19 protein-coding genes and 4 pseudogenes are annotated in these 21,122 nt (G+C 70.2%); 14 read left to right on the forward strand and 9 right to left on the reverse strand.

Annotated elements, in window-relative coordinates:
• Nucleotides 1–369: 369 nt before the first annotated feature.
• The 7 genes from OHU89_RS50725 (at nucleotide 370) to OHU89_RS50755 (ending at nucleotide 8,255) form a co-directional block, all read left to right on the forward strand.
• A complete protein-coding gene (locus OHU89_RS50725; RefSeq protein WP_405653635.1) occupies nucleotides 370–552 on the forward strand; it encodes a hypothetical protein in 183 nt (60 codons plus the stop codon).
• Nucleotides 553–780: 228 nt separating this feature from the next.
• A complete protein-coding gene (locus tag OHU89_RS50730; RefSeq protein ID WP_405653637.1) occupies nucleotides 781–2,370 on the forward strand; it encodes an NAD(P)-binding domain-containing protein in 1,590 nt (529 codons plus the stop codon).
• An 8-nt stretch (nucleotides 2,371–2,378) separates the two neighbouring features.
• Nucleotides 2,379–3,479, forward strand: coding sequence for an alpha-hydroxy acid oxidase (locus OHU89_RS50735; RefSeq protein WP_405653640.1), 1,101 nt, complete (start codon nucleotides 2,379–2,381; stop codon nucleotides 3,477–3,479).
• Nucleotides 3,476–4,867: a cytochrome P450 gene (locus tag OHU89_RS50740; RefSeq protein WP_405653642.1), complete on the forward strand. Its 1,392-nt coding sequence runs from the start codon at nucleotides 3,476–3,478 to the stop codon at nucleotides 4,865–4,867. Before OHU89_RS50735 ends, OHU89_RS50740 begins: the two co-directional genes overlap by 4 nt.
• Before the next feature lie 13 nt (nucleotides 4,868–4,880).
• A complete protein-coding gene (locus OHU89_RS50745; protein WP_405653645.1) occupies nucleotides 4,881–6,161 on the forward strand; it encodes a cation:proton antiporter in 1,281 nt (426 codons plus the stop codon).
• Nucleotides 6,152–7,879 (forward strand): thiamine pyrophosphate-dependent enzyme, encoded by a 1,728-nt coding sequence (locus OHU89_RS50750; protein WP_405653648.1) that lies wholly within the window; start codon nucleotides 6,152–6,154, stop codon nucleotides 7,877–7,879. Before OHU89_RS50745 ends, OHU89_RS50750 begins: the two co-directional genes overlap by 10 nt.
• Before the next feature lie 82 nt (nucleotides 7,880–7,961).
• Nucleotides 7,962–8,255 (forward strand): transposase, encoded by a 294-nt coding sequence (locus OHU89_RS50755; RefSeq protein WP_405653650.1) that lies wholly within the window; start codon nucleotides 7,962–7,964, stop codon nucleotides 8,253–8,255.
• Between the two features lie 40 nt (nucleotides 8,256–8,295).
• Here the strand turns inward: OHU89_RS50755 and OHU89_RS50760 are convergent.
• The 3 genes and pseudogenes from OHU89_RS50760 to OHU89_RS50770 all read right to left on the reverse strand — a co-directional run.
• A pseudogene (locus OHU89_RS50760) lies at nucleotides 8,296–8,358 on the reverse strand (hypothetical protein); the annotation flags it as partial.
• Nucleotides 8,355–8,807, reverse strand: coding sequence for an IS3 family transposase (locus OHU89_RS50765; protein ID WP_405653652.1), 453 nt, complete (start codon nucleotides 8,805–8,807; stop codon nucleotides 8,355–8,357). The pseudogene OHU89_RS50760 and the gene OHU89_RS50765, both read right to left, overlap by 4 nt.
• The gene (locus OHU89_RS50770; RefSeq protein ID WP_405653654.1) at nucleotides 8,804–9,115 is read right to left on the reverse strand and encodes a transposase; all 312 of its coding nucleotides are present in this window, start codon (nucleotides 9,113–9,115) and stop codon (nucleotides 8,804–8,806) included. The genes OHU89_RS50765 and OHU89_RS50770 overlap by 4 nt, the downstream gene beginning before the upstream one ends.
• A 182-nt stretch (nucleotides 9,116–9,297) precedes the next feature.
• Here OHU89_RS50770 and OHU89_RS50775 point away from each other — a divergent pair, with 182 nt between their 5' ends.
• Complete coding sequence (locus OHU89_RS50775; protein ID WP_405655048.1) at nucleotides 9,298–10,053, forward strand: class I SAM-dependent methyltransferase; 756 nt, start codon at nucleotides 9,298–9,300, stop codon at nucleotides 10,051–10,053.
• A gap of 74 nt (nucleotides 10,054–10,127) precedes the next feature.
• Here the strand turns inward: OHU89_RS50775 and OHU89_RS50780 are convergent, their stop codons facing one another.
• The 3 genes from OHU89_RS50780 to OHU89_RS50790 all read right to left on the reverse strand — a co-directional run bounded on the left by OHU89_RS50780 (nucleotide 10,128) and on the right by OHU89_RS50790 (nucleotide 11,269).
• Nucleotides 10,128–10,388: a hypothetical protein gene (locus tag OHU89_RS50780; protein ID WP_405653656.1), complete on the reverse strand. Its 261-nt coding sequence runs from the start codon at nucleotides 10,386–10,388 to the stop codon at nucleotides 10,128–10,130.
• Nucleotides 10,325–10,477 carry a helix-turn-helix domain-containing protein gene (locus OHU89_RS50785; RefSeq protein ID WP_405655050.1) on the reverse strand — a complete coding sequence of 51 codons (153 nt, stop codon included), beginning with the start codon at nucleotides 10,475–10,477 and terminating at the stop codon, nucleotides 10,325–10,327. Before OHU89_RS50785 ends, OHU89_RS50780 begins: the two co-directional genes overlap by 64 nt.
• Before the next feature lie 186 nt (nucleotides 10,478–10,663).
• Nucleotides 10,664–11,269 carry a TetR/AcrR family transcriptional regulator gene (locus tag OHU89_RS50790; protein WP_266882349.1) on the reverse strand — a complete coding sequence of 202 codons (606 nt, stop codon included), beginning with the start codon at nucleotides 11,267–11,269 and terminating at the stop codon, nucleotides 10,664–10,666.
• A 156-nt stretch (nucleotides 11,270–11,425) separates the two neighbouring features.
• Between OHU89_RS50790 and OHU89_RS50795 the strand changes: the two genes are divergently transcribed.
• The 5 genes and pseudogenes from OHU89_RS50795 to OHU89_RS50815 form a co-directional block, all read left to right on the forward strand.
• Nucleotides 11,426–11,983, forward strand: coding sequence for a 2Fe-2S iron-sulfur cluster-binding protein (locus OHU89_RS50795; protein ID WP_389962290.1), 558 nt, complete (start codon nucleotides 11,426–11,428; stop codon nucleotides 11,981–11,983).
• A complete protein-coding gene (locus OHU89_RS50800; protein WP_405653660.1) occupies nucleotides 11,980–12,972 on the forward strand; it encodes an FAD binding domain-containing protein in 993 nt (330 codons plus the stop codon). Before OHU89_RS50795 ends, OHU89_RS50800 begins: the two co-directional genes overlap by 4 nt.
• Nucleotides 12,969–15,086: a xanthine dehydrogenase family protein molybdopterin-binding subunit gene (locus OHU89_RS50805; protein ID WP_405653663.1), complete on the forward strand. Its 2,118-nt coding sequence runs from the start codon at nucleotides 12,969–12,971 to the stop codon at nucleotides 15,084–15,086. The genes OHU89_RS50800 and OHU89_RS50805 overlap by 4 nt, the downstream gene beginning before the upstream one ends.
• On the forward strand, nucleotides 15,079–16,290 hold the full coding sequence (locus OHU89_RS50810) for an XdhC family protein (protein WP_405653666.1): 1,212 nt from the start codon (nucleotides 15,079–15,081) through the stop codon (nucleotides 16,288–16,290). The genes OHU89_RS50805 and OHU89_RS50810 overlap by 8 nt, the downstream gene beginning before the upstream one ends.
• 37 nt (nucleotides 16,291–16,327) lie before the next feature.
• A pseudogene (locus OHU89_RS50815) lies at nucleotides 16,328–16,711 on the forward strand (RNA-guided endonuclease InsQ/TnpB family protein); the annotation flags it as partial.
• Nucleotides 16,712–16,768: 57 nt separating this feature from the next.
• Here the strand turns inward: OHU89_RS50815 and OHU89_RS50820 are convergent.
• The 3 genes and pseudogenes from OHU89_RS50820 to OHU89_RS50830 form a co-directional block, all read right to left on the reverse strand.
• Complete coding sequence (locus OHU89_RS50820; RefSeq protein ID WP_405653669.1) at nucleotides 16,769–18,814, reverse strand: TolB family protein; 2,046 nt, start codon at nucleotides 18,812–18,814, stop codon at nucleotides 16,769–16,771.
• On the reverse strand, nucleotides 18,814–19,869 hold the full coding sequence (locus OHU89_RS50825) for a protein TolB (RefSeq protein ID WP_405653672.1): 1,056 nt from the start codon (nucleotides 19,867–19,869) through the stop codon (nucleotides 18,814–18,816). Before OHU89_RS50825 ends, OHU89_RS50820 begins: the two co-directional genes overlap by 1 nt.
• Before the next feature lie 538 nt (nucleotides 19,870–20,407).
• Nucleotides 20,408–20,638 (reverse strand): annotated as a pseudogene (locus OHU89_RS50830) (branched chain amino acid aminotransferase); the annotation flags it as partial.
• Here OHU89_RS50830 and OHU89_RS50835 point away from each other — a divergent pair.
• A pseudogene (locus OHU89_RS50835) lies at nucleotides 20,638–20,907 on the forward strand (transposase); the annotation flags it as partial. The pseudogenes OHU89_RS50830 and OHU89_RS50835 overlap by 1 nt on opposite strands.
• Nucleotides 20,908–21,122: the final 215 nt, after the last annotated feature.

The following is a 21,122-nucleotide window of genomic DNA, read 5'->3' on the forward strand; positions in this document are numbered from 1 at the left end:
CGGCCTGGACGGGACAGGATGATTCATCGGTCGTCGTCCTGGACGTCACCGGCGTAGCACGGGTCACTTCCGGCGTGGGCCTGGAGGGCCGAGCCCTGTGCCGCACCGGCCTCCGACTGTGCGGCGTACCGCCCGACTCGTCGAGCGCGGAGAAGCAAGGGGAGTTGTCGTGGCCTCAGGGTCGTTGCCGCCGGGCCCGCTGTTTCACCGCCCGTGCCGCGCGGCGCACCCGCCCCGCCGCCGACCGTGCCGTCGACACCAAATCCGCCCGCCACCGAACCGGCGGCCGAGCAGCGCGCGACCGCGGCCGAGCAGGCAGCGCAATAGGCGCAGGCCGAGCGCGACGACCTGCTCGGCGCACTGCGCAAGGTGCTCGACCCAAGCGGCGCGGCCGGCGATCAGGACCCGGCCAAGCTCGCCGAGCAGGCCTCCAGCGAACGCGACACCGCGCTCGCCGACTGCGCGTCGAACACCGGCTGCACCTGTCGAATCCCTGTCATCGCCGAAGGCCCTGTTTCCATGGCGGCTGCCGCTGACTACCGTGCTCGTTGAGATTTCAATGGGACATCCGATGGAAGGGCTTGCCATGCCCATGCCAAACAGCACGGGCCGCCCTGTTTCTCGCCGCCCTTGCGGCCGTTCCCGGAAGAGCTCACCCCACCTGCGCAGCACTCCCGTTCTGGCCGGCCGGTGGACCCACTGCGGCTGATGCCTGGACGCCGGCTTGTCTCCCCCCACCCGTCTCCGGGCCTGTCTCCGCCCGGAGCAGAAGGAGCGACCATGCACAGTGACCGTCTCGAATACCTTGTGGTCGGCGGCGGCCCCGCCGGACTCCAGCTCGGACAGTTACTCCAGGCGGCAGGGCACGGATACCGGATCCTCGAAAGCGGCCAAGCGCCCGGAACCTTCTTCCGTACCTTCCCCCGCCACCGCAAGCTGATCTCCATCAACAAGGTCCACAACGGCACCGACGACCCCGAGCTGAACCTCCGGATGGACTGGAACTCCCTGCTGTCCCCGGATCCCGGGCTGCTGTTCGCCCGTTACAGCAGGCGATACTTTCCGCACGCCGACGACTTGGTGCGCTATCTGGCCGACTTCGCCGAGACGTTCAAGCTGGACATCGCCTACGACACCCGGGCGGTACGGATCCGGCGCGACGAGGACGGCTTCTCCGTCACCGACCAGCACGGGCAGTCGCACCACTCCCGACGTCTGATCATGGCCACCGGATTGACCCGGCCCAACACGCCGGACATCCCCGGCATCGAGACCGCCGAGGACTACTCCGTGGTCTCGGTGGACCCGGACGACTTCATCGACCAGCGCGTTCTGATCCTCGGCAAGGGCAACTCCGCCCTGGAGACCGCTGACAACCTTGTCGAGACCGCCGCGGTGATCCATGTCGCGGGCCCGCACTCCATACGGATGGCCTGGAACACCCACTACGTCGGTCATCTGCGCGCGGTGAACAACAACTTCCTCGACACCTATCAACTCAAGTCGCAGAACGCCCTGTTGGACGGCGAGGCGCTGTCCATCGAGAAGGGCGACGACGGGCGCTACCGGGTCCGCTTCAGCTTCTCCCGAGCCGACGAGGTGGTGAAGGAGCTGCAGTACGACCGGGTCATCGTGTGCACCGGTTTCCGCTTCGACGCCTCGGTCTTCGACTGCGACTGCCAACCCGAACTGGTCATCAACGACCGCTTCGCCGCCCTCTCCCCGGCCTACGAGTCGGTGAACGTGCCCGGCCTGTACTTCGCTGGCACTCTGATGCAGCAGCGTGACTTCAAGAAGTCCACCGGCGGCTTCATCCACGGATTCCGGTACGCCGTACGGTCCTTGAGTCACATCCTCGATGAGCGCCACCACGACCGGCCCTGGCCGCACCAGCCGCTGGACACGACCCCGACCGCACTGGCGGACGCCGTGGTGGCCCGGGTCAACCGCAGCTCGGCGCTGTGGCAGCAGTTCGGCGTGATCGGAGACCTCATCGTCACCGCACCCGGCGAACCGGCCCGCTACCACGAGGAAGTCCCCGTCGCGTACGCCCAGGAGGGCCAACTCGCCGAAAGCGGCGACTACTTCACCATCACCCTGGAATACGGGCCCGACCACGACAAGGTCGACCCCTTCGACATCACCGTGCGCCGCACCGCGCAGAACTCGGTCGACGACGCCTTCGACGCCGCGTACCTCCACCCGGTGATCCGCCACTACCGCGACGGCGAGCTCCTCGGCACCCATCACCTGGCCGAGAACCTGGAGAACGAGTGGGACCACCCCGAGGTCCACCACGCCCCGCTCGCCAAGTTCTTCGCCCGTGAACTCGACATCCAGCACCCCACCGCGGTCGCGGCCGGGCGGTGACGGACGCCATGATGCTGAGTGTCCAGGACTTCGAGACCGCGGCCCGCGCCAAACTCGACCCTGTCTACGCCGACTTCATCGCAGGCGGCGCACGGGACGAGATCACCGTGCGGGCCAACGAGGCGGCGTTCAGCGCGCTGCGGCTGCTGCCCAGGGTGCTGCGGGGCAGCGCTGAACGGGAGCTGGAGGTGCGGCTGTTCGGCGACCGGGCTGGCATGCCGATCCTGCTGTCGCCGACCGCCTTCCATAAACTGGTCGATCCGGAAGGGGAGTTGGCGACCGCCCGGGCTGCTGCCGCCGCCGGCGCGATCATGATCGTGTCCATGGCGTCGACGGTCGCGGTCGCAGAGATCGCCGACGCGGCCCGCGCGGCCGGGGGCGCGAGCGTGCCGCTGTGGTTCCAGCTCTACATCCAGCCCGATCTGGAGATCACCGAGACCCTGGTCCGGCGGGCCACCGAGGCCGGGTGCAGCGCCCTCGTCGTCACGGTGGACTCCCCGGTGCTGGGCGCCAACGAGCGCAACCGGCGCAACGGCTTTCACGACCTGCCGGCCGGACTGCGCTGCGAGAACCTGCGCGATCTGCGGGACGGCGAGAGCGGTCACGTACGGCAGATCCTCATGTCCGCGGAGCTCAACTGGGAGCACATCGACTGGCTGCGCCGGACCACCTCGCTGCCGATCCTCCTCAAGGGGGTGCTGCATCCCGAGGACGCCCGCCTCGCCCTGCGCCACGGCGTGGACGGGCTGCTGCTCTCCAACCACGGCGGACGGCAGCTGGACACCGTACCCGCCACCCTGGAAATGCTCCCCGAGATCACCGCCGCCGTCGCCGGACGGATCCCCGTCCTCCTCGACGGGGGAGTGCGACGCGGCACCGACGTCGTCAAGGCGCTGGCGCTCGGCGCGGCCGCCGTCGGGATCGGACGGCCCGTGATGTGGGCCCTGGCCGAGGGCGGTGAGAAGGGCGTGCGGCGGCTGCTGGAGCTGCTGCGCGAGGAACTCGACGACACCGTCGCTCTGTGCGGGGCATCCGGTCTGGACGAGCTCACCCCCGGCCTCGTCCGGCCGGCCTGGTCCGGGCGGCTCTTCGGGGGAGCGGTGTCATGAGCGCCCAGGGATGGACGACCCTCGCCCTCGCCCTGGCCGTGGTCGTGAGCCTGCCGTACTGGCTGCCGCGCACGGTGATCGCGCTACGGGTCCGGATCTTCGCCCGGGTCGGTGGCGAGGAGGGCATCCAGGCGCCCGGGCGGGAGGTGCCCGCCGAGGAGTTCAAGCAGGTGTACGGGCATCCCGCGGCCAACGGCCGCAGCCGGGGTGCCACGCTGTCCGACCTGTTCTGGTACTGGCTCTCGCCGGGCCCGGAGGTGCATCAGGAGCACCTGGAACCCGGGCCGCGCTACGACGACGTAGCCCGGACCACGCGGCAGATCCTCGCCGGGCTCTCCCGCGAGCAGTGGACGGAGTCGGTCGGCCGCTGCACCCGGCGGGTGCTCGACGAGCTGGACGACACCACCGATGTGCACCGCGTCCGGCTGCGCGACCTGATGATGCCGGTGTGGGCCGAGGTCTACTACGAGGTCGTCTTCCGCGAGCGGTGCCCGCGCTACGCCCGTGACCTGATCGTCGGCAACGCGGACGACGTGGTGAGCGCCCTGAAGTGCACCCGACTGCGCCACATGGACCGCCGGTCCCGGCTCACCGCCTATCTGCGGGACCGGCTCGCACACGACCCGCCGTCGGTGCCGCTTCCGTCCACGCTCTCCGAGCGCGAGAGGGCGTACTACCTGCAAGGGACGTTCTTCAACACGGCCGTGGTGCAGATGTCGGAGGCGATGGCCCACCTGCTGCTGGCGTTGGCCACACACCGGCCGGTGCAGGACCGTCTGGCGGCCGGCGAGGAGGACGCCGACTTCCTGGACCGGGTGATCAACGAGACCCTGCAGCACTTCCCGCTCTTCGGTGTGGCCCACCGGATCACGTCCGATGCCATCCCCCGGGACGGACGGGACCCCATCCCCGCCGGATCGGTCCTGCTGTTCAACTACCCCGAATACCAAGGCTCGGACGGTGGGCGGTTCGACCCCGACCGGTGGCTGTCCCCGGACACCAAGCCATCCGCTTTCATCCCGTTCGGAGTTACGGCCAACCGCCCTTGCCCGGCACGTGGTTTCGCCGTCCTGACCATGCGGGTCGCGGCCGAGGAGACGCTACGGCGGTTCCGGCTGGAGTCGTCGGCGGAGCACACGCGGTCGCTGCCCAGCCGCGGTCCCTGTCTGCTCGTCCCGCGCACCGGAGCGTTGTGGAGCCCCGTCGGCCGACGGATCCGGCTCGCGGCGCTGCGGCTGGCCGACCGTTGGGCTGCCGTCCCGCGCAGCCTCGTCCAACTCGTCCTCGGCAGCTACATGGTGTGGGACGCCCGCCGCCAGGGGCTGTGCCGGAACTACTTCGCCGCCTCGTCCGGCGGCTCCGCACCCTCCGTCGCCGCAGGCCGTTGAGAGGAACGCGACCATGACTCCCGTGGAGCTCGCTCCCGCCTTCTTCCTGGCCGTCGTCGTGATTCTGCTGACGTGCCGTGTGGTCGTCCTGGTGATGGGCCGGTTCGGACAGCCGCCTGTGGTCGGCGAGATGATCGCCGGGGTGCTGCTCGGCCCCTCGCTGTTCGGGCTGCTGGCCCCGGGCCTGTCGGAGGAGGTCTTCCCGCCGGAACTGAAGCCGGTGCTGTACGTGGCCGGGCAGATCGGCCTGGTCGCCCTGATGTTCGCCGCTGGATACGAGTTCCGGGCGCACGCCGGGCGCGGGCTGGCCGGTACCGCCGTCGCGGTCTCCTCGGCCGGGGTGGCAATCCCGCTGGCACTGGGCGTGGGCCTGACCCTCGTGGCCCACGGCCACGTCGGCATCTTCGTCGACGGGGTCTCGGTCTGGGTGACGGCGGCCTTCGTCGGCGTCGCCCTCGCCATCACCGCCTTCCCGATGCTGGCCCGGATCATCACCGAACGAGGGCTGTCCGGTACCCGGTTCGGTTCCCTCTCCCTCGCTTCCGGGGCCACCGACGACGCCGTCGCCTGGATCCTCCTCGCCGGGGTGCTGAGCGTGGCCTCCGGCGAGGCCGGGCCCGTGCTGACGGCGGTCGGCGGCTCCCTGCTGTTTGTGGCCGTGCTGTTCCTGCTGGGTCGGCGGCTGCTGGCGTGGATCGTGAACCGGCCCGGACTCGGCGACGACACGCGCCTGTTGTTCACCGTCGCCGTACTGTTCGGCGCTGCCTGGTTCACCGACGTCATCGACCTCTACGCCGTCTTCGGCGCGTTCTGCGTCGGGATGGCCATGCCACGCGGCGAGGCGTCCGAACAGCTGGTGCGCACCACTCAGTCCGTGACCCAGGTCGTCTTCGTCCCGATGTTCTTCACTTACTCCGGCCTGAACACCCGCTTCGACGTGTTCTCCGACCCGTCCGTGATGGCGTTCGGCGCGGCCGCGGTCGTCCTGGCGGTCGCGGGCAAGTTCGGCGGCTGCTGGGCCGCCGCTCGGTTGCGCGGCGAGCCGGGTCCCGTGGCCGTGAGGGTCGGCGCCCTGATGAACGCCCGCGGCCTGATGCAGCTCATCGCGCTCAACATCGGGTTGGCGGCCGGCATCGTCAGCGAGGAGTTGTTCACCGCGCTGGTCCTCGTCGCCCTCATCACCACGGTCATGACGGTGCCGGTACTGAGCTGGCTGGACCGCCGGGATGCCAGGGCGCAGGCGCCCGGCGAGGCGGAGCCCGAGGACAAGAAGGCGGCGGCGACGTGGAGTTGAGCGGGGCACAGGCGTTGGTGAGACAGCTGGAGCGGGAGGGCGTACGCCACATCTTCGGCGTGCCCGGCGTCCAACTCGACCATGTCCTGGACGCCTTGGCCCGCGCCCGCTCCGCCGGAGGACCGATCGAGTACATCACCGCCCGGCACGAACAGGGCGCCGCCCACATGGCGGAGGCGTACGCACGGACCACTGGGCGGCCGGGCGTCTGCCTGGTCGTCCCCGGTCCTGGTGTGCTGAACGCGCTGCCTGCCGTGGCCACGGGGTATGCCTGCTCGTCGCCGATGCTGTGCGTGGCGGCCGACATTCCGTCGCCACTCGCGGGCCGAGGGCTGGGCATGCTGCACGAACTGCCTGACCAGGATGGAGTGTTGGCCTCGATCACGAAGTGGTCGGCTCGCGCCGAGACGCCGGGCCGCATTCCCGGCCTGGTTCGAGAAGCGATACGGCAGTCGCGGTCCGGCCGCCCCAGACCGGTGGCGTTGACGATTCCGGCCGATGTGTTGGCCGCGCGGGCGGAAACGGACCTGGAGGGTTCTGCTACCGGTAGTGCGGCGGAGGACCCGAAGGGTACTGATGTCGGCGGTCCGAGATCGGAGGGTGTCCGCTCCGGTCAGTCTGCGGAATCGGAGCGGGACGTCCTCACAGAGATCGCCACAGTCCTACGAGGGGCCCGCCGCCCCCTGCTCTACGCCGGCGGGGGAGTCCTCGCCTCGCGGGCCGGCGCCGTACTGACCGCCCTGGCCGAGGAGTTGTCCGCCCCGGTCGTCATGAGCCGCAACGCGGGCGGGGCCGTCCCGTCGCACCACCGACTCGCCTTCCCCAGCCTCGCCGCACCGCGGATGCTGTCCTCGGCCGACGTGGTTCTCGTCGTGGGCAGCCGCTTCGTGACCCCACGCGGCACGGCCATGCCGACCGCCCCCGCGGCGACCGTCGCCCTGGTCAACGCGGACCCGGCCGACCTGGGACCACCCCGCCGGGCCGACCTCGGCCTGTGCTCCGACGCCCGGACGGCGCTGGAGAGTCTGCGTGCCGCGCTGACCACGGGCCGAGCCGGACCGCCCCGGCCGGGGCCCGGATGGTCCTCGAGCGAACTGGCCGACGTACGCACCTGGTGTGCCCGGAAGGTCGAGAGCGTCGAACCACAATGGTCGTACGTCCGTGCCCTGCGCGAGGCGATCCCGGACGACGGTTTCCTGGTCAACGAGCTGACCCAGGTCGGCTATCTGGCAGCGGTCGGCTACCCCGTCCACCACCCGGGGACCTTCCTCACGCCCGGCTACCAGGGCACCTTGGGCTACGGTTACCCGTCGGCACTGGGCGTCAAGGTGGGCAACCCGGACCGGGCGGTCGTCTCCATCAACGGCGACGGCGGATTCTGCTGGAACATGCAGGAACTGGCGACCGCCCGCACGTACGGCATCGGGGTCACCGCGGTCGTCTTCAACGACAACGCCTACGGAAACGTACGGCGCATCCAGGCGGACGAGTTCGAGGGCCGCTTCATCGGCAGCGACCTGAGCAGCCCCGACTTCGTGCGGCTGGCGGAGTCCTTCGGGGTCCCCGCCGTCCGCGCCGAGACCCCCGCCCACCTCACCGGGGCACTCAAGGAATGCCTCGGCGAACGGGGGCCCTCGCTGATCGAGGTGCCGGTGACCGAGATGCCCAGCGTGTGGCCGCTGCTGCTCGGCGGCTCACCCGGTTCGGTCCGGGCGTGATGCCCCGGTGTCGAAGTGAGGGGCCACGAGGTTCCTGGACAGGGACCCAATAGGGTTGTCCTGAACAGGAAACGAGGAAGAAGTGGCGCCACCCAGTAAGTACTCGCCGGAGTTCCGCGAGGAAGCCGTCCAGATCGCGTTGAGGTCGAGCAAGACGATCTCCGAAGTCGCCCGGGAGCTTGAGCTAAACCCGGAGACACTGCGCGGCTGGGTCAAGAAGCACCAGAAGCAGCAGGAACCGGCTCCCGATGCGGAACTGAGCGTGAACGAGCGGGCCCGCCTGAAGGAACTCGAACGACGCAACCGCGAGCTGGAGATGGAAGTGAACTTCCTGAAAAAGGCCGCCTTGAGTTCAACCGGTCGCAGTGGTGAATGAGGCCGGAGCCCGTCTTGATCCTGCGTCTCCACAGGGCCATCTCCAGGGCATCCAGCGGGAGTTCGGTGCGCATGTGGTTCGCGACCTGCCAGCCGACGATCATCCGTGAGTACACGTCCAGGACGAACGCCACCAGCCTGACCAGGTGCGGACATATGTCATGTCTGCCACCCAGAGTTGGTCGGGACGGGAAGCCGTGAAGTTACGGTCGACCAGGTCCGGCGGGCGGGGCGCCGACGGCTCGGGCACCGTGGTGCGGCGCCGCCGGCCGCGGATGACGCCCTTGATGCCCAGCTCGCGCATCAGCCGCTCGACCGTGCAGCGGGCCACGTCGATGCCCTTGCGCCGCAGGGCGCGGGTGACCCGGCGGGCCCCATAGGTGGCCCCGGACTCGACGTGGATCTCCTCGATCAGCGGCATGAGCTGTTCGTCGCGGAGCCGGCGGGCGGACTTCGGACGTTTCTTGCGGGCGAAATAGGTGGACGGTGACAACTCCAGCACCCGGCAGACGGGATCGACCCCGAGGCTGCGTTCGCGCAGGTGGTCGATCACTTGCTCGGCCTCGTCCGGGGACGGTCGATCTCCTGGGCAAAAAACACGCTGGCCGCTTTAAGGATCTCGTTCGCCCGCTTCAACTCTGAGGGTTCTTTGCGGAGTTGCTTGAGCTCGTCGCGTTCGGCGGTGGTCAGCCGGTCGTCCCGATCGTCGGAATCGGCCTCGGCCTGGCGGACCCAGCCGCGCAGGGCCTCAGGATGGATGCCGAGGTCCTTCGCGACATGCGCGACGGGCCGGCCGGTGGCCCGGACCTCACGGATTGCGCGCTCGCGGAGCTCGTCAGGGTATTTACGCGGCGCTGCCATGGTGCTGGTGGATCTCCTTCGCCAGGATCGTAACCCTGGCATCAGGGACTCCACGAAACGGGGTGCACCTCAACCCACAAACACCGTCAGAGCCATCCTTGCGAAAACCATTGGTGCCCGGCTTGCTCCGCTGATGGACTGACGTCCTACCGTGAGACTGCCGCGTGACGGAGGTAGTGGTTGTGACAGGCTATGACGTGCTTGCCGAGGTGTACGAATGGCTCATCTCGGATGCAAAGTTGCCTCCAGCCGAGTTCGCTGCGTCGTTCGACGACGTCCTCAATCTCCTGCCGTCGAACGCTCACGTCCTCGACTGTTCGTGCGGAACCGGACAGTTGGCGGTTGGCCTCGCCGGTCGTGGCATGCAGGTTGTCGCAACTGACGCCAGCGAGGCGATGGTTCGTCGGACTGCAGAGTTGTCTGAGGAGTTCGGGGCATCCGTCCGGGCCGTACGGGCGAACTGGGAAGAGTTGCCCGACCATTTCCAGGACAACGCGTTCGACATGGTGTTCTGCGTTGGCAATTCGCTTCACCATGCCGCGGGCGCGACAGGCAGGGGTGCTGCTCTGGAGTCGATGTCACGGCTTCTGCGCCCCGGCGGGCGCTTGGTACTCACATCCCGCACTTGGGAACTCGTGAGGGCCAGAGGTTCCCGGCTGGAGATCAGTGACCGACTCGTCCGCCGGAACGGTCGCGATGCCGTCGTGGTCTACCGATGGGAGATTGCGCCGCATTGGGAGGAGGAGCACTACATCGAGATTGCGATCGCGCAAGTTGATGCGACCGGGTTGGTTCTTGTCCGCTCGGAACTGCTGTCCTGCTGGCCCTACCGGTATGAGGAACTCGAAGTCGAGCTGCACCGGGTCGGACTCCAAACGGAACTGAGCACGTTCGATCTTGAGGCCGAGAACTACATGGTGGTCGCGAGCAAGGTATAAACACCGGACTCTCAGTCCCTGGCCGGACCGCGCGGTTGCTCGCAGGACGCTTGCGCCCTCTCATCGGTGCGGGTTCAAGTGGTCAACGCAACGCCTCGGACGAGGAGTGCTCGTCGATCAGAAGGCGGTAGATCCGGGGTGACGGTGTGGCGCTGTTTCCTGGTCGCGTCCAGATCAATGAGCAGGATCTCGTCGATCAGCAGCGTGAACGGATCCAGCTTCGACGGCCGCGCCGAAGCGGTTGTCGTGCGTGGCTGCGGCCAAGCCGAGGTCAGGGCCTTGTTGACCGTGTTCCAGGTGACGCCGTACTTGCACTGCAACGCCCGGTTCGACATGCCATCGCGGCCTGACGAAGCGTCATTGGGTGGATCCCGAGACGCTTCGCAGCCTTGGACATGCGCAGCAACTCCATACACGCGACGATACATGCACAACACTAGGGATACCTAAAGAAGTTGCTGAGCCTGTCCACGACGACGGCGAGAGGGCTCCGGCTGTTCGTGGTCGCAGTCGCTTGTCCCAGGGGAAGTCGAAACCGGCTGGCGCCGCTGGTACGTCTCGCGTCTGGGCGCACCAAGCCCCGCTCACCCGTGCCGACGAGGCACGTCCCTTACAGCCGGTCTGATCCGCCGGGCAGGCCCTGGGGTCCGGGTGCCCCTGCGCGCAACCCGTCCATGACGATGTCCAGCAGGCGCGTCGCCCTCGACTGCCAGTCATCGTGCGGGGCGAGCTGCCACAGGCCGGCGATGGCCAGCATGAAGTCGTCGGCCGTGACGCCGGGACGGATCGTGCCGGCCTCCTCGCAGGCGCGGAGCAGAAGGTCGGCCGCGTCGGTCACCGGGGTGTGGCCCGGCTTCGCCGCCTTCCCGGACGAGGTGGCCTGGCGGATCGCCTCCGCCAGGCCGGCCTTGGTCATCGCGAACCCGGCGAGGTGGTCCATCCACGCGCGCAGCGCGCGGTCGGGCTCCCTGGTCTCCAGCAGCTCGGACGCGGAGTCGGCGATCTGCTGGACCCCGTGGCGGTAGAGCTCGAGGACGAGCGTCTCGCGGTTGGGGAAGTTCCGGTAGAACGTGCCCTGGCCGACGCCCGCCTTCTTGGCGATCGCGCTCAGCGGGGTGTCGGCGGCCCGGGAGAGTTCGGCGAGGGCCACTTCCAGGATGCGTTCGCGGTTGCGCTGCGCGTCCGAGCGCAGGCGCGGGTCGTCCTTCTGGCGCACTTGTCCTCCTCGCCGGCTCGTGTCCGAAAGCGGTCCTTGAGAAGCGGACAGTTGTCCACTACGTTCGGACCGATAGCGGACAGCTGTCCGCTTGAGCTCACTCTAGCGTCGGACTGACGCCCCGACGTGTCCGGGACACGTGAAAGAAGGCTGAACATGGCCCCAGCCCCACCCTCTACGTCCAGCGACATCACCCTGAACATCAACGGCGAGAAGCACACCCTGCCCGTCGACCACCGCACCACCCTGCTCGACGCCCTGCGCGAGCGCCTCGACCTGACCGGTACCAAGAAGGGCTGCGACCAGGGGCAGTGCGGCGCCTGCACCGTACTGCTCGACGGGCGCCGGGCGGTGTCCTGTCTGCAACTCGCCGTGGCCGCCGAAGGACGCGAGATCACCACCATCGAGGGCATGGCCGAGGGCGACCGACTGCACCCGGTGCAGCAGGCGTTCCTCGACCTGGACGGCTACCAGTGCGGCTACTGCACTCCCGGCCAGATCTGTTCGGCGATCGCGGTGATCGAGGAACACGCGGCCGGCTGGCCCAGCGCCGCCACCGACGACATCCGCCCCGAGGCCGGGCCACCGCCCCTGAGCGCCGAGGAGATCCGGGAACGGATGAGCGGCAACCTGTGCCGCTGCGGCGCGTACGTCTCGATCGTTGAGGCCGTGGCCCGGGCGGCTGAAGCGAAGTCCGAGGAGGCGGCAGCGTGAGGGAGTTCCTCTACGACCGGGCCCCCGACGTCTCCGGGGCCCTGGCCCTGCTGGACGCCGACCCCGACGCCCGGGTCCTCGCCGGCGGCACCAACCTCGTCGACCTGATGAAGTCCGGCGTCGAGCGGCCCGCCCACCTGGTCGACGTCCGCGAACTCCCGCTGGACGACATCGAGGTGACGGCGGACGGCGGTCTGCGCATCGGCGCGACCGTCACCAACAGCGACCTCGCCGCCGACCCCGAAGTCCGCCGTCGCTACCCGGCGTTGGCCCAGGCCGTCCTGGCCGGCGCCTCCGGTCAGTTGCGCAACATGGCCACCGTCGGCGGCAACCTGCTCCAGCGCACCCGCTGCGGCTACTTCACCGACGTGACCAAGCCCTGCAACAAGCGTGTGCCCGGCAGCGGTTGCCCCGCGATCGAGGGCGAGCACCACAACCACGCCATCCTGGGCGCCTCCGAGCACTGTGTGGCGACCCACCCCTCGGACATGGGCGTCGCGCTGACCGCCTTCGACGCCCTCGTCAGTTACGAAACCGCCGACGGGTCCGGCGCGTTGCCCCTCGCCGACTTCTATCTTCCGGTCGGTGACACCCCGCACCGCGAGACCGCGCTGCCGCCGGGCGCACTGATCACCGGCGTCACCCTGCCGCCCGCTCCGGTGGCCGCCCGCTCCCGCTACCGCAAGGTGCGCGAGCGTGCCTCGTACGCCTTCGCCATCGGCTCGATCGCCGCCGCGCTCGACGTCAAGGACGGCGTCATACGCGAGGTGCGCCTGGCCTTCGGGGCGGTCGCGTCCCGGCCCTGGCGGGCATCGGAGGCCGAGCGCGTCCTGACCGGAGCGCCGGCCGACGCCGGGACCTTCGCCGCCGCCGCGGACGCCGAACTCGCAGCGGCGAAACCGCTGTTGCACAACGCGTACAAGGTGCCCCTCATGCGCAACCTCGTCGTGGCCGTGCTGACCGAACTGGCCGAGGAGGCCGCCCGATGACCACCGCCCCCACAGCACGCGAGAACGCCGTCGGCACCGCGCACGCCCGCGTCGAGGGCCGCGACAAGGTCACCGGAGCCGCCCGCTACGCCGGTGAGATCCCGTTCGCCGACCTCGCATACGGCTGGCTGGTGCTGTCCACGGTCGCCCGTGGCCGCGTCCGCTCCATCGACACCGCCGACGTCCTCGCCATGCCCGGCGTGGTCGCCGTCCTGCACCACGGCAACGCCCCGCGGGTCGAGACCGGCTACGTCGGTCTGCTGGGCGTCCCGGACCCGACCGCGACCGTCTTCCAGCACGACCGGGTGCCGCACGCGGGCTGGCCGGTGGCGCTGGTCATCGCCGAGACCTCCGAACAGGCCCGGGAGGCCGCCGAGGCGCTGGTCGTGCACTACGAACAGGAGCCGCACGACGTCGACTTCACTGGCGAGCACCCCGATGCGTACACGGTCGACAGGCACATTCCGGCGGTGATCGAGAAGGGCGACCTGGAGTCCGAACTCGCCGCGTCCGCGGTTGTTGTGGACGCCGAGTACACCACCCCGGAAGAGCACCACAACCCGATGGAGCCGCACGCGGCCACGGCCTGCTGGGACGGCGGCCGGCTCGAACTCGTCGACTCCAACCAGGGCACCTTCTGGGTCGCGAGCGAACTCGCGAAGATGTTCTCGCTCGACCCGGCCTCGGTCCGGGTGCGCTCCGAACACGTCGGCGGCGGCTTCGGCAGCAAGGGCGTCCGCGCCCACCAGGTGGCCGCTGTGATGGCCGCGACCGAACTGCAGCGCCCGGTACGGGTGATCATGACCCGGCGGCAGATGTTCTCGCTCGCCGGCTACCGCAGCCCCACCCGGCAGCGCCTGCGGCTCGGCGCCGACGCCGACGGCCGGCTGCGCGCGCTGGAGCACCGATCCCTGAGCGCCACCTCCACCGTGCACGAGTTCATCGAGTCGGCCGCAGGACCGGCCCGGACCATGTACGGCGCCGACGCCCACCACACCGCCAACCGGCTCGTACGGCTCGACGTGCCGACCCCGACCTGGATGCGCGCGCCGGGCGAGGCACCGGGGTCGTTCGCGCTGGAGTCGGCGATCGACGAACTCGCCGAGAAGTGCGGCCTCGACCCGATCGAACTGCGCGCCCGCAACGACCCCGAGACGGGCCCGGTGTCCGGGCTGCCGTTCAGCGGACGCAACCTGATCGCCTGCTTCCGGGAAGGCGCCCGCAGGTTCGCCTGGGCCGACCGCGACCCGCGCCCCGGCCTGCGCCGCGAGGGACGCTGGCTGCTCGGCACCGGCACGGCCGCCGCCTCCTTCCCGGCGGGCGCCGGCCCCTCCACGGCGGCCGTGACAGCGGAGGCGGACGGCACCTACACCGTGGGGATCAACGCCGCCGACATCGGCACCGGCGCCCGGACCGCGCTCACCCTCGTCGCCGCCGACGCCCTGGAGACCACACCGGAACACATCCGGGTGCTGATCGGTGACAGCGACCTCGGTCCCGCGTTCATCGCCGGCGGCTCCATGGGCACCCGCTCCTGGGCCTGGGCGGTCACGATCGCCGCCGGGGAACTGCGGGAACGGCTCGTCCTCGGCGCCGACATCCCGCCGGAGGGGATCACCGTGCGGTCGGACACCACCGAGGCCATCGGCGCCCTCGCCCAGAAGGAACGGCACTCCTTCGGCGCCCAGTTCGCCGAGGTCGCCGTGGACCCGGCCACCGGTGAAGTCCGCGTGCGCCGCATGCTCGGCATCTTCGCGGCCGGCCGGATCGTCAACCCGCTCACCGCCCGCAACCAGTTCGTCGGCGGCATGACCTGGGGCATCTCCATGGCCCTGCACGAGGAGGCGGTCCGCGACCGGGCCCTGGGCAGCCACTACGGCGCCGACCTCGCCGGCTACCACGTCGCCGCCCACGCCGACGTCCCGGCCATCGAGGCGGACTGGATCGACGACCCGGACCCCGACGACCCGGTCGGCATCAAGGGAATCGGCGAGATCGGCATCGTGGGCGCCGCCGCGGCCGTCGCCAACGCGGTCTGGCACGCGACCGGCGTACGCCACCGGGACCTGCCGATCCGTCCCGACCGCGTCCTGATGGCAGGCGTCCGTGCTTGACCTCGCCGGGGAACTGCACCGCTGGATCGCGGAGGGCCGCGCGTTCGCCGTCGCCACCGTCGTGGCCGTCGGCGGCAGCGCCCCGCGCGGCCCCGGCGCCGCCCTCGCCGTCGACAGCGAGGGCACGGTCATCGGCTCGGTCTCCGGCGGCTGCGTGGAGGGAGCGGTGTACGACCTGTGCGTCCAGGCCCTCCAGGACGGTGAGACGGTCGTCGAACGGTTCGGCTACAGCGACGATGACGCCTTCGCGGTCGGGCTGACCTGCGGCGGGACCATCGACATCATGGTCACCCCGGTCGGCGCGGACGCGCCCGCGCGGCCGGTGCTCCGGTCGGCCCTGTCGGCCGCCGCGCGGGACGAACCGGCAGCCCTCGCCCGCGTTGTACGCGGCCCCGCCGAACTCCTCGGCACGGCCCTGCTGGTGCGGCCGGGTGAAGCGGGAGCGGGGCCCTCCCGGGCGGGGTCCGGGGCAGGCTCGTACGAAGGCGGACTCGGCGGGCACGCGGAGCTGGACCGTACGGCGGCCGGCGAAGCCCGCGCCCTGCTGGACGCCGGCCGCACCGGCACGGTCGAGCTCTCGGCGGACGGCTCGCGCTGTCCCGGCGGAGTGACCTTGCTGGTCGAGTCGAGAGTGCCGCCGCCCCGCATGATCGTCTTCGGAGCGATCGACTTCGCGGCGGCCCTCGTACGGGTGGGCAAGTTCCTCGGCTACCACGTGACCGTGTGCGACGCCCGCCCCGTCTTCGCCACCAGGACCCGTTTCCCCGACGCCGACGTCGTCGTCGTCGACTGGCCGCATCGCTACCTGCGGGGCACCGCGACCGACGCGCGCACGGTGCTGTGCGTGCTCACCCACGACGCCAAGTTCGACGTACCCCTGCTGGAAGCGGCCCTGCGGATGCCGGCCGCGTTCGTCGGCGCCCTGGGCTCACGGCGTACGCACGCCGACCGGGAACGACGGCTGCGTGAAGCGGGCCTGAGCGATGGGGAGTTGGCCCGGCTGCGGTCGCCGATCGGACTCGATCTCGGTGCCCGCACACCCGAGGAGACGGCGCTGTCCATCGCGGCGGAGATCGTCGCCACCCGGCGGGGTGGGACGGGCACGCCCCTGACCGGGTCGGGCGGACCGATCCACCACAGCCATGCGCCCCGACGTACTCGTGCAGCGGCTCTCAGTGGGCATCCTGCGGTAGGCGCAAGGTGAAGGTTGCTCCCTTGCCCAGCCCGCCGGATTCCGCGGTGATGTGGCGGTCAAAGGACTGGCGCGCACCAGGCTGGCCAGGAGTGTCCACGACGCGGGCTGGGCACAGTTCGTGGCGATGCTGGAATACAAAGCAGTCAGGTACGGCCGGACCCTGGTCAAGGTCGGCAGGTTCGAGCCGACCAGTCAGGTCTGCTCGCAGTGCGGGGTGAAGGACGGGCCCAAGCCCCTGCACATCAGGAAGTGGACCTGCGCCGCCTGCGGAACGGTCCACGACCGGGACCACAATGCCGCGAAGAACGTGAAGACGGCCGCCGGACTGGCGGTGTCAGCCTGTGGAGCGCAGGTAAGACCAGGACCCGTCCTGGCACAGCGCAGCGAAGCAGGAAGCCACGGATTCTCCCCCGAACCCCGTGCCGCGTAGCGGAACAGCGTTCGGGGGAGAAGGCCAGAATCCTCGGGCTTCAGCCCGAGGAGCAAGTCAACGCACTGTTCGCAGGAAGATGTCCGTCACCCCGTTCGTGTCCCCGTCTACCAGATCGGGTGAGGCCGACTCGAACGCGACGACCGTGCCGTCGGCGTTGACCGAGGGGTGCCCGGCCGGGAGGTCGTTGCGGCCGCCCCAGCGATCGACGCTGACCAACTGCCTCTTCCCCGTGGCGATTTCGAGCAGGTACACGGAACGGCCCGAGGTGTACGCGAACTCTGTGCCGTGCCTGGAGAGCGAGGGCTGGGCGCCCCTGACCCGGGCCGTGGTGGTGCCGGTGTCGAGGTCCCGGACATAGACGTACCGGCCCTGCTGGAAGGCGATCGTCCGGCCGCTGAGGGAGGGGGCCGAGGCGCCGTCCGCGACCTTCGACAGGTCGCTGGTGTCCAGGTCACGGACGTAGACGTCGCCGCCCTGCTCGAAGGCGATGTACCGGCCGTCGTAGTCGATGGACGGGTTGCCCGCCGGACCGCCCGAGGGCGCGCTGACCACGTCCGTGGTGCCGCCGTCCAACTTGAAGCGGTAGACGCGGGGTTGCGGGTCCGGGGCGGCGTCGGTGGCGGGCAGGGTCGCCTCGTAGGTGATCCACTGGCAGGTGGGGCTGATCCGGGGCCGCCCCATCCAGGTGAAGCGGACGCCCTGGTAGGAGTCCAGGGTGGTGACCTGGCCGACTGAGCGGTAGCGGATGTGGACCTCCGGGGCGCCGTCGGCGGCGGACGGGACCAGGTAGCCCACCATGCGTCCGTTGGAGCAGGGGGTGCTCTCCGACGACGGCTTCTCCGTGTCGGAGTTGACCTGGACGACGCGGAGGGGCGCGTTGATGAAGACGTCTTCCTCCGAGGTGAAGGTGACGAGCTTGCGCTCATCCATCTCCGGGTCGTGGGATGCCCCGGCCGGTCCGCCGAGCCGTTCGGTGACGGACGGCATCGGGGCCGGGTTCTTCCCGAGGCCGCCCGAGAAGGCGAACACGTCCGACTGCCGGTTGGTGTCGCCCGGCACCAGGTGGGACTCCGTCGAACTGAACGCCACCACACGTCCCTTGGCGGCCAGCGAGTCGCCCATCACCGTGGCGGTCCACGAGAGGGTGGCCCCTCGCAGCCCCGTCCGCAGGTCACGCACCCGCACGCCGTCCGTGCCCGTGACGACGGCGTACCGGCCGTCCGCCGTGGCCGAGGAGGCGGTTCCGTCGGCCACCCGTCGCGATGTGCCCGTGCTCAGGTCGTGGACGTACACCCCGGTGTTGGCGTTGAGGAGGACCCGGCGGCCGTCCGCCGTGATCCGGATCAGATGGGCGACACCGAGGTCCGCGTCGACGTGGATGCGCTGGCCCGTCGCCCGGTCCTTGACGAAGACGTCGTTCGGGTCGTCACCCTCGGCGTCCCCCTGGACCGAGTAGGCGACCCGATTGCCGTCACCGCTCACCGAGGCCTTGCTCTTGTCGCCCTCCTCGGCGGTCGAGATCAGCTCCTCGGTGCCGGTCTCCGTGTCCCGGACGTACAGCAGCCGCGCGGTCTGCCCTCCGTTGCGGCCGCCGACGGTGTACGCGACGTGCGTGCCGTCGGGGCTGATCGACTGGGCGCGGCCCAACTCGGCCGAGCCGGGCGGGCCTTCGGGCCACAGCCGCTCCGAACGGCCGGTGGCGCTGTTGTACAGGTAAGGAGCCTGGAAGCGGGTGCCGGCGGAGAAGGCGACACGGCTCCCGTCGGCGCTGGACAGCGGCGCGTCGTAGGTGTGGCCGCTGCCGAGGTCGATCCTGGTCAGACCGCCGTCGGCCAGGTCCTTCACGAACAGGCACGGCGAGAGGCGCTCGCAGCCGAGGCTCGGCGCGGTGGACGTGAACGCGACCTGGCGGCCGTCGGCGCTGATCGAGGCCCCGCTCGACGGTCCGTCGGCCTGACCGCCGTCGGCGGCCGTGCTCACCCGCACGGTACGGGGCTCGTCGGGCCCCTGGTGACCCCGGTCCTGTGCGGCGGCCGCCGGCGTCCAGGCGAGCGCGATCGCGACTGCCGTGCCGAGCACGGCTCTTGAGGCGCGGAACATCAGCGTGTCCTCCACTGGAAGACGTCGTACAGACCGTTGGTGTCATCGGGGACGACGTCCGCGTCCTGCGTGGAGTAGACGACGGAGCGGCCGTGGGCGGAGACCGAGCCCGCGGTGGCGCTGCCGTGTCCGACGGGGATCTCGCGTCCGCCGTGCAGGCCGCGCAGGGTCAGGTTCGCGTCCGCGTCCCGCGTCAACAGCCGCTGCCCGTCCGGGCTGACGGCCAGGACGCGGACGCCGGGGAAGTGCCGGACGCGGCCCGTGCGCAGGTCCCGTACATAGGAGCCGTCGGCCGAATCCATCGCCAGGACACGGCCGTTGGCGCTCAGCTGGACCACGGTCGAGGGCGTGCCGTCGTCGGCCTCGGTCTGCGCGCCGGTGACGCGATCGGCGACCCACACGTCACCGGTGCCGTTGTCCTGGTAGGCGACCCGGCGGCCGTCGCCGCTGATCGACGGTCTGTCCATGTCCCGGTTGGAGTCCTGCGGGCCCGCGCTGACGGTCTCACGGGTGCCGGTCAGACGGTCGTAGAGGTCGATGCGGGTCGGGAAATCAGGGTGCCCGAGCCACCGGTAGGCGATGTAGCGACCGTCCTCGCTGATGGTCGGCGAGGACGCGGTGTCCCGGCCGTCGGGGGCCCCGACCCGGATTCTGGTGCCCGTGCTCAGGTCGGACAGAAAGACGTTGATGTTGCGGCTGCCCCAGTCGGTGTACGTGGCCCAGCGGCCGTCGGCGCTGAGCCGGGGCGTGCTCAGCGCCTGCTCGATCTTGGTGACCTCGCCGGTTGTCAGGTCACGGATGTAAGAGTAGGTGCCCGGGCGGGTGACCCCCTCGGGCACGAGGTTGGTGGCCGACGAACGGAACGCGATGTAGCGGCCGTTCGGCGTGGTGACGGCCGTACTGGAGGCGCCGTCGCCCTGGGTGCCGTCGGCGGCGGTGCTGACCCGCTCCGTCCGGGGCGCGTGCTGCGCGGCACCGGCGGTCGTTCCGGTGAACGCGAGCAGCAGCGCCGTCGATAAGGAAATGCCGGACACGGTCACAGCTCTGCCGGACATGGCTGAAGCCTTGGACATGTTCCCCCTTGTGTTCCCCGTTGACGCATGACCCCCGGCCCCGCGCCGGGGGCTCCCTTCGAGGCAAACGCACCAACTACCACAGGGTCAATCGGCCTTGTTGCGTACAACCCGGACGGAAGGTCACGCGTCCGCGAGGAGAGGCTCGTCCAGGAACGGCCGTACGTGGCCGAGAATCGTCCGCAACCCGTCCCACCGGGGTACGCGGGCATCTCGTCGAGCCGCCGGACCGGCTCGGCCAGTCGGCTTCCGGGCTGTCGTCGGCGGGGACCGGGACCCAGCAGGCCTCGGTGGTGTCGTAGCGCAGGGTTACGCTGCCGAATCCGGTCAGATCCAGGTCGCGCAGGGCGTCGAACGCGGAGTCGTCCAGTTCCCGGTCGAGGAGGATCCGTACGGCAGCCTGGCCGGTTCGGGCGGCCGCATGGACGGGAGAGAATGGGAGGGAATACGCAGAGCGGCCCCGCCCGGAACTCGTCCGGACGGGCCCTGGAAGGGCTGCGGGCCGAGTGGCCCGCCGGGATCAGCCCAGTCGGGGCATCCAGCCGTGCTTGTCGTCCCGGACGCCCCGCTGGATGCCGAGCAGGGCATCACGGAGGTTCGGGGTGACCTCGCCGGGGGTGCCGTCGCCGCGGGTCCAGGTGTCCGTCCTGGTCTTGACGTGGCCGATCGGGGTGACCACCGTGGCGGTGCCGCAGGCGAAGACCTCGGTGAGGGCGCCGGAGGCGGCGTCCTCGCGCCACTGCTGGAGGCTTCGGTGGCGTCGCACCTGTTCCCCGCGACTCCGGCAAGTTCAGCGGCAATCTTCGCCGGCTGCGGCGCTACAACCGCCGACTCCAACGCGTCTTCTACATCTCCGCCTTGTTCAGCATCCGACACTGCGATGAGTCCCGCCGGTTTTACGAACGCAAGCGAGCCGAAGGCAAGCGTCACATCCAGGCCGTCCTCGCCCTGGCCCGCCGCCGCGTCAACGTCCTACCGGTAGACCTCAACGGAGTTCTCCGGGCGGGCAGTCGGCGATGAAGCAGAAAACCCCACGGCGCGAGCCGTAGGGATCCTCCTCGTTCACGAGGAGGAGGAAGTCAAAGAGGATGCGGATACTCGGCTGCTGCGTGCTGGCAACGGCCGCGCCCACACAGGGCCATCGCCCAGGCGCACAGGTGCTCGGCCATCGGCTCGGGAATTGCGCGATCCGCACGTGCATAGCCCTCTCCTCGTGCCGGTCGCGTTGCTCCGTA

The sequence above is a fragment of the Streptomyces sp. NBC_00019 genome, from assembly GCF_045041015.1.
Taxonomy (GTDB): Bacteria; Actinomycetota; Actinomycetes; order Streptomycetales; family Streptomycetaceae; genus Streptomyces.

Excerpts from the sequence above, each read along its gene's own strand:
- OHU89_RS50730 (WP_405653637.1), top strand. The coding sequence starts at position 781 with ATGCACAGTGACCGTCTCGAATACCTTGTGGTCGGCGGCGGCCCCGCC.
- OHU89_RS50735 (WP_405653640.1), top strand. The coding sequence starts at position 2,379 with ATGATGCTGAGTGTCCAGGACTTCGAGACCGCGGCCCGCGCCAAACTC.
- OHU89_RS50820 (WP_405653669.1), bottom strand. The coding sequence starts at position 18,814 with ATGTTCCGCGCCTCAAGAGCCGTGCTCGGCACGGCAGTCGCGATCGCG.
- OHU89_RS50745 (WP_405653645.1), top strand. The coding sequence starts at position 4,881 with ATGACTCCCGTGGAGCTCGCTCCCGCCTTCTTCCTGGCCGTCGTCGTG.
- OHU89_RS50805 (WP_405653663.1), top strand. The coding sequence starts at position 12,969 with ATGACCACCGCCCCCACAGCACGCGAGAACGCCGTCGGCACCGCGCAC.
- OHU89_RS50795 (WP_389962290.1), top strand. The coding sequence starts at position 11,426 with ATGGCCCCAGCCCCACCCTCTACGTCCAGCGACATCACCCTGAACATC.
- OHU89_RS50780 (WP_405653656.1), bottom strand. The coding sequence starts at position 10,388 with ATGTCGAACCGGGCGTTGCAGTGCAAGTACGGCGTCACCTGGAACACG.
- OHU89_RS50740 (WP_405653642.1), top strand. The coding sequence starts at position 3,476 with ATGAGCGCCCAGGGATGGACGACCCTCGCCCTCGCCCTGGCCGTGGTC.
- OHU89_RS50825 (WP_405653672.1), bottom strand. The coding sequence starts at position 19,869 with ATGTCCGGCAGAGCTGTGACCGTGTCCGGCATTTCCTTATCGACGGCG.
- OHU89_RS50770 (WP_405653654.1), bottom strand. The coding sequence starts at position 9,115 with ATGGCAGCGCCGCGTAAATACCCTGACGAGCTCCGCGAGCGCGCAATC.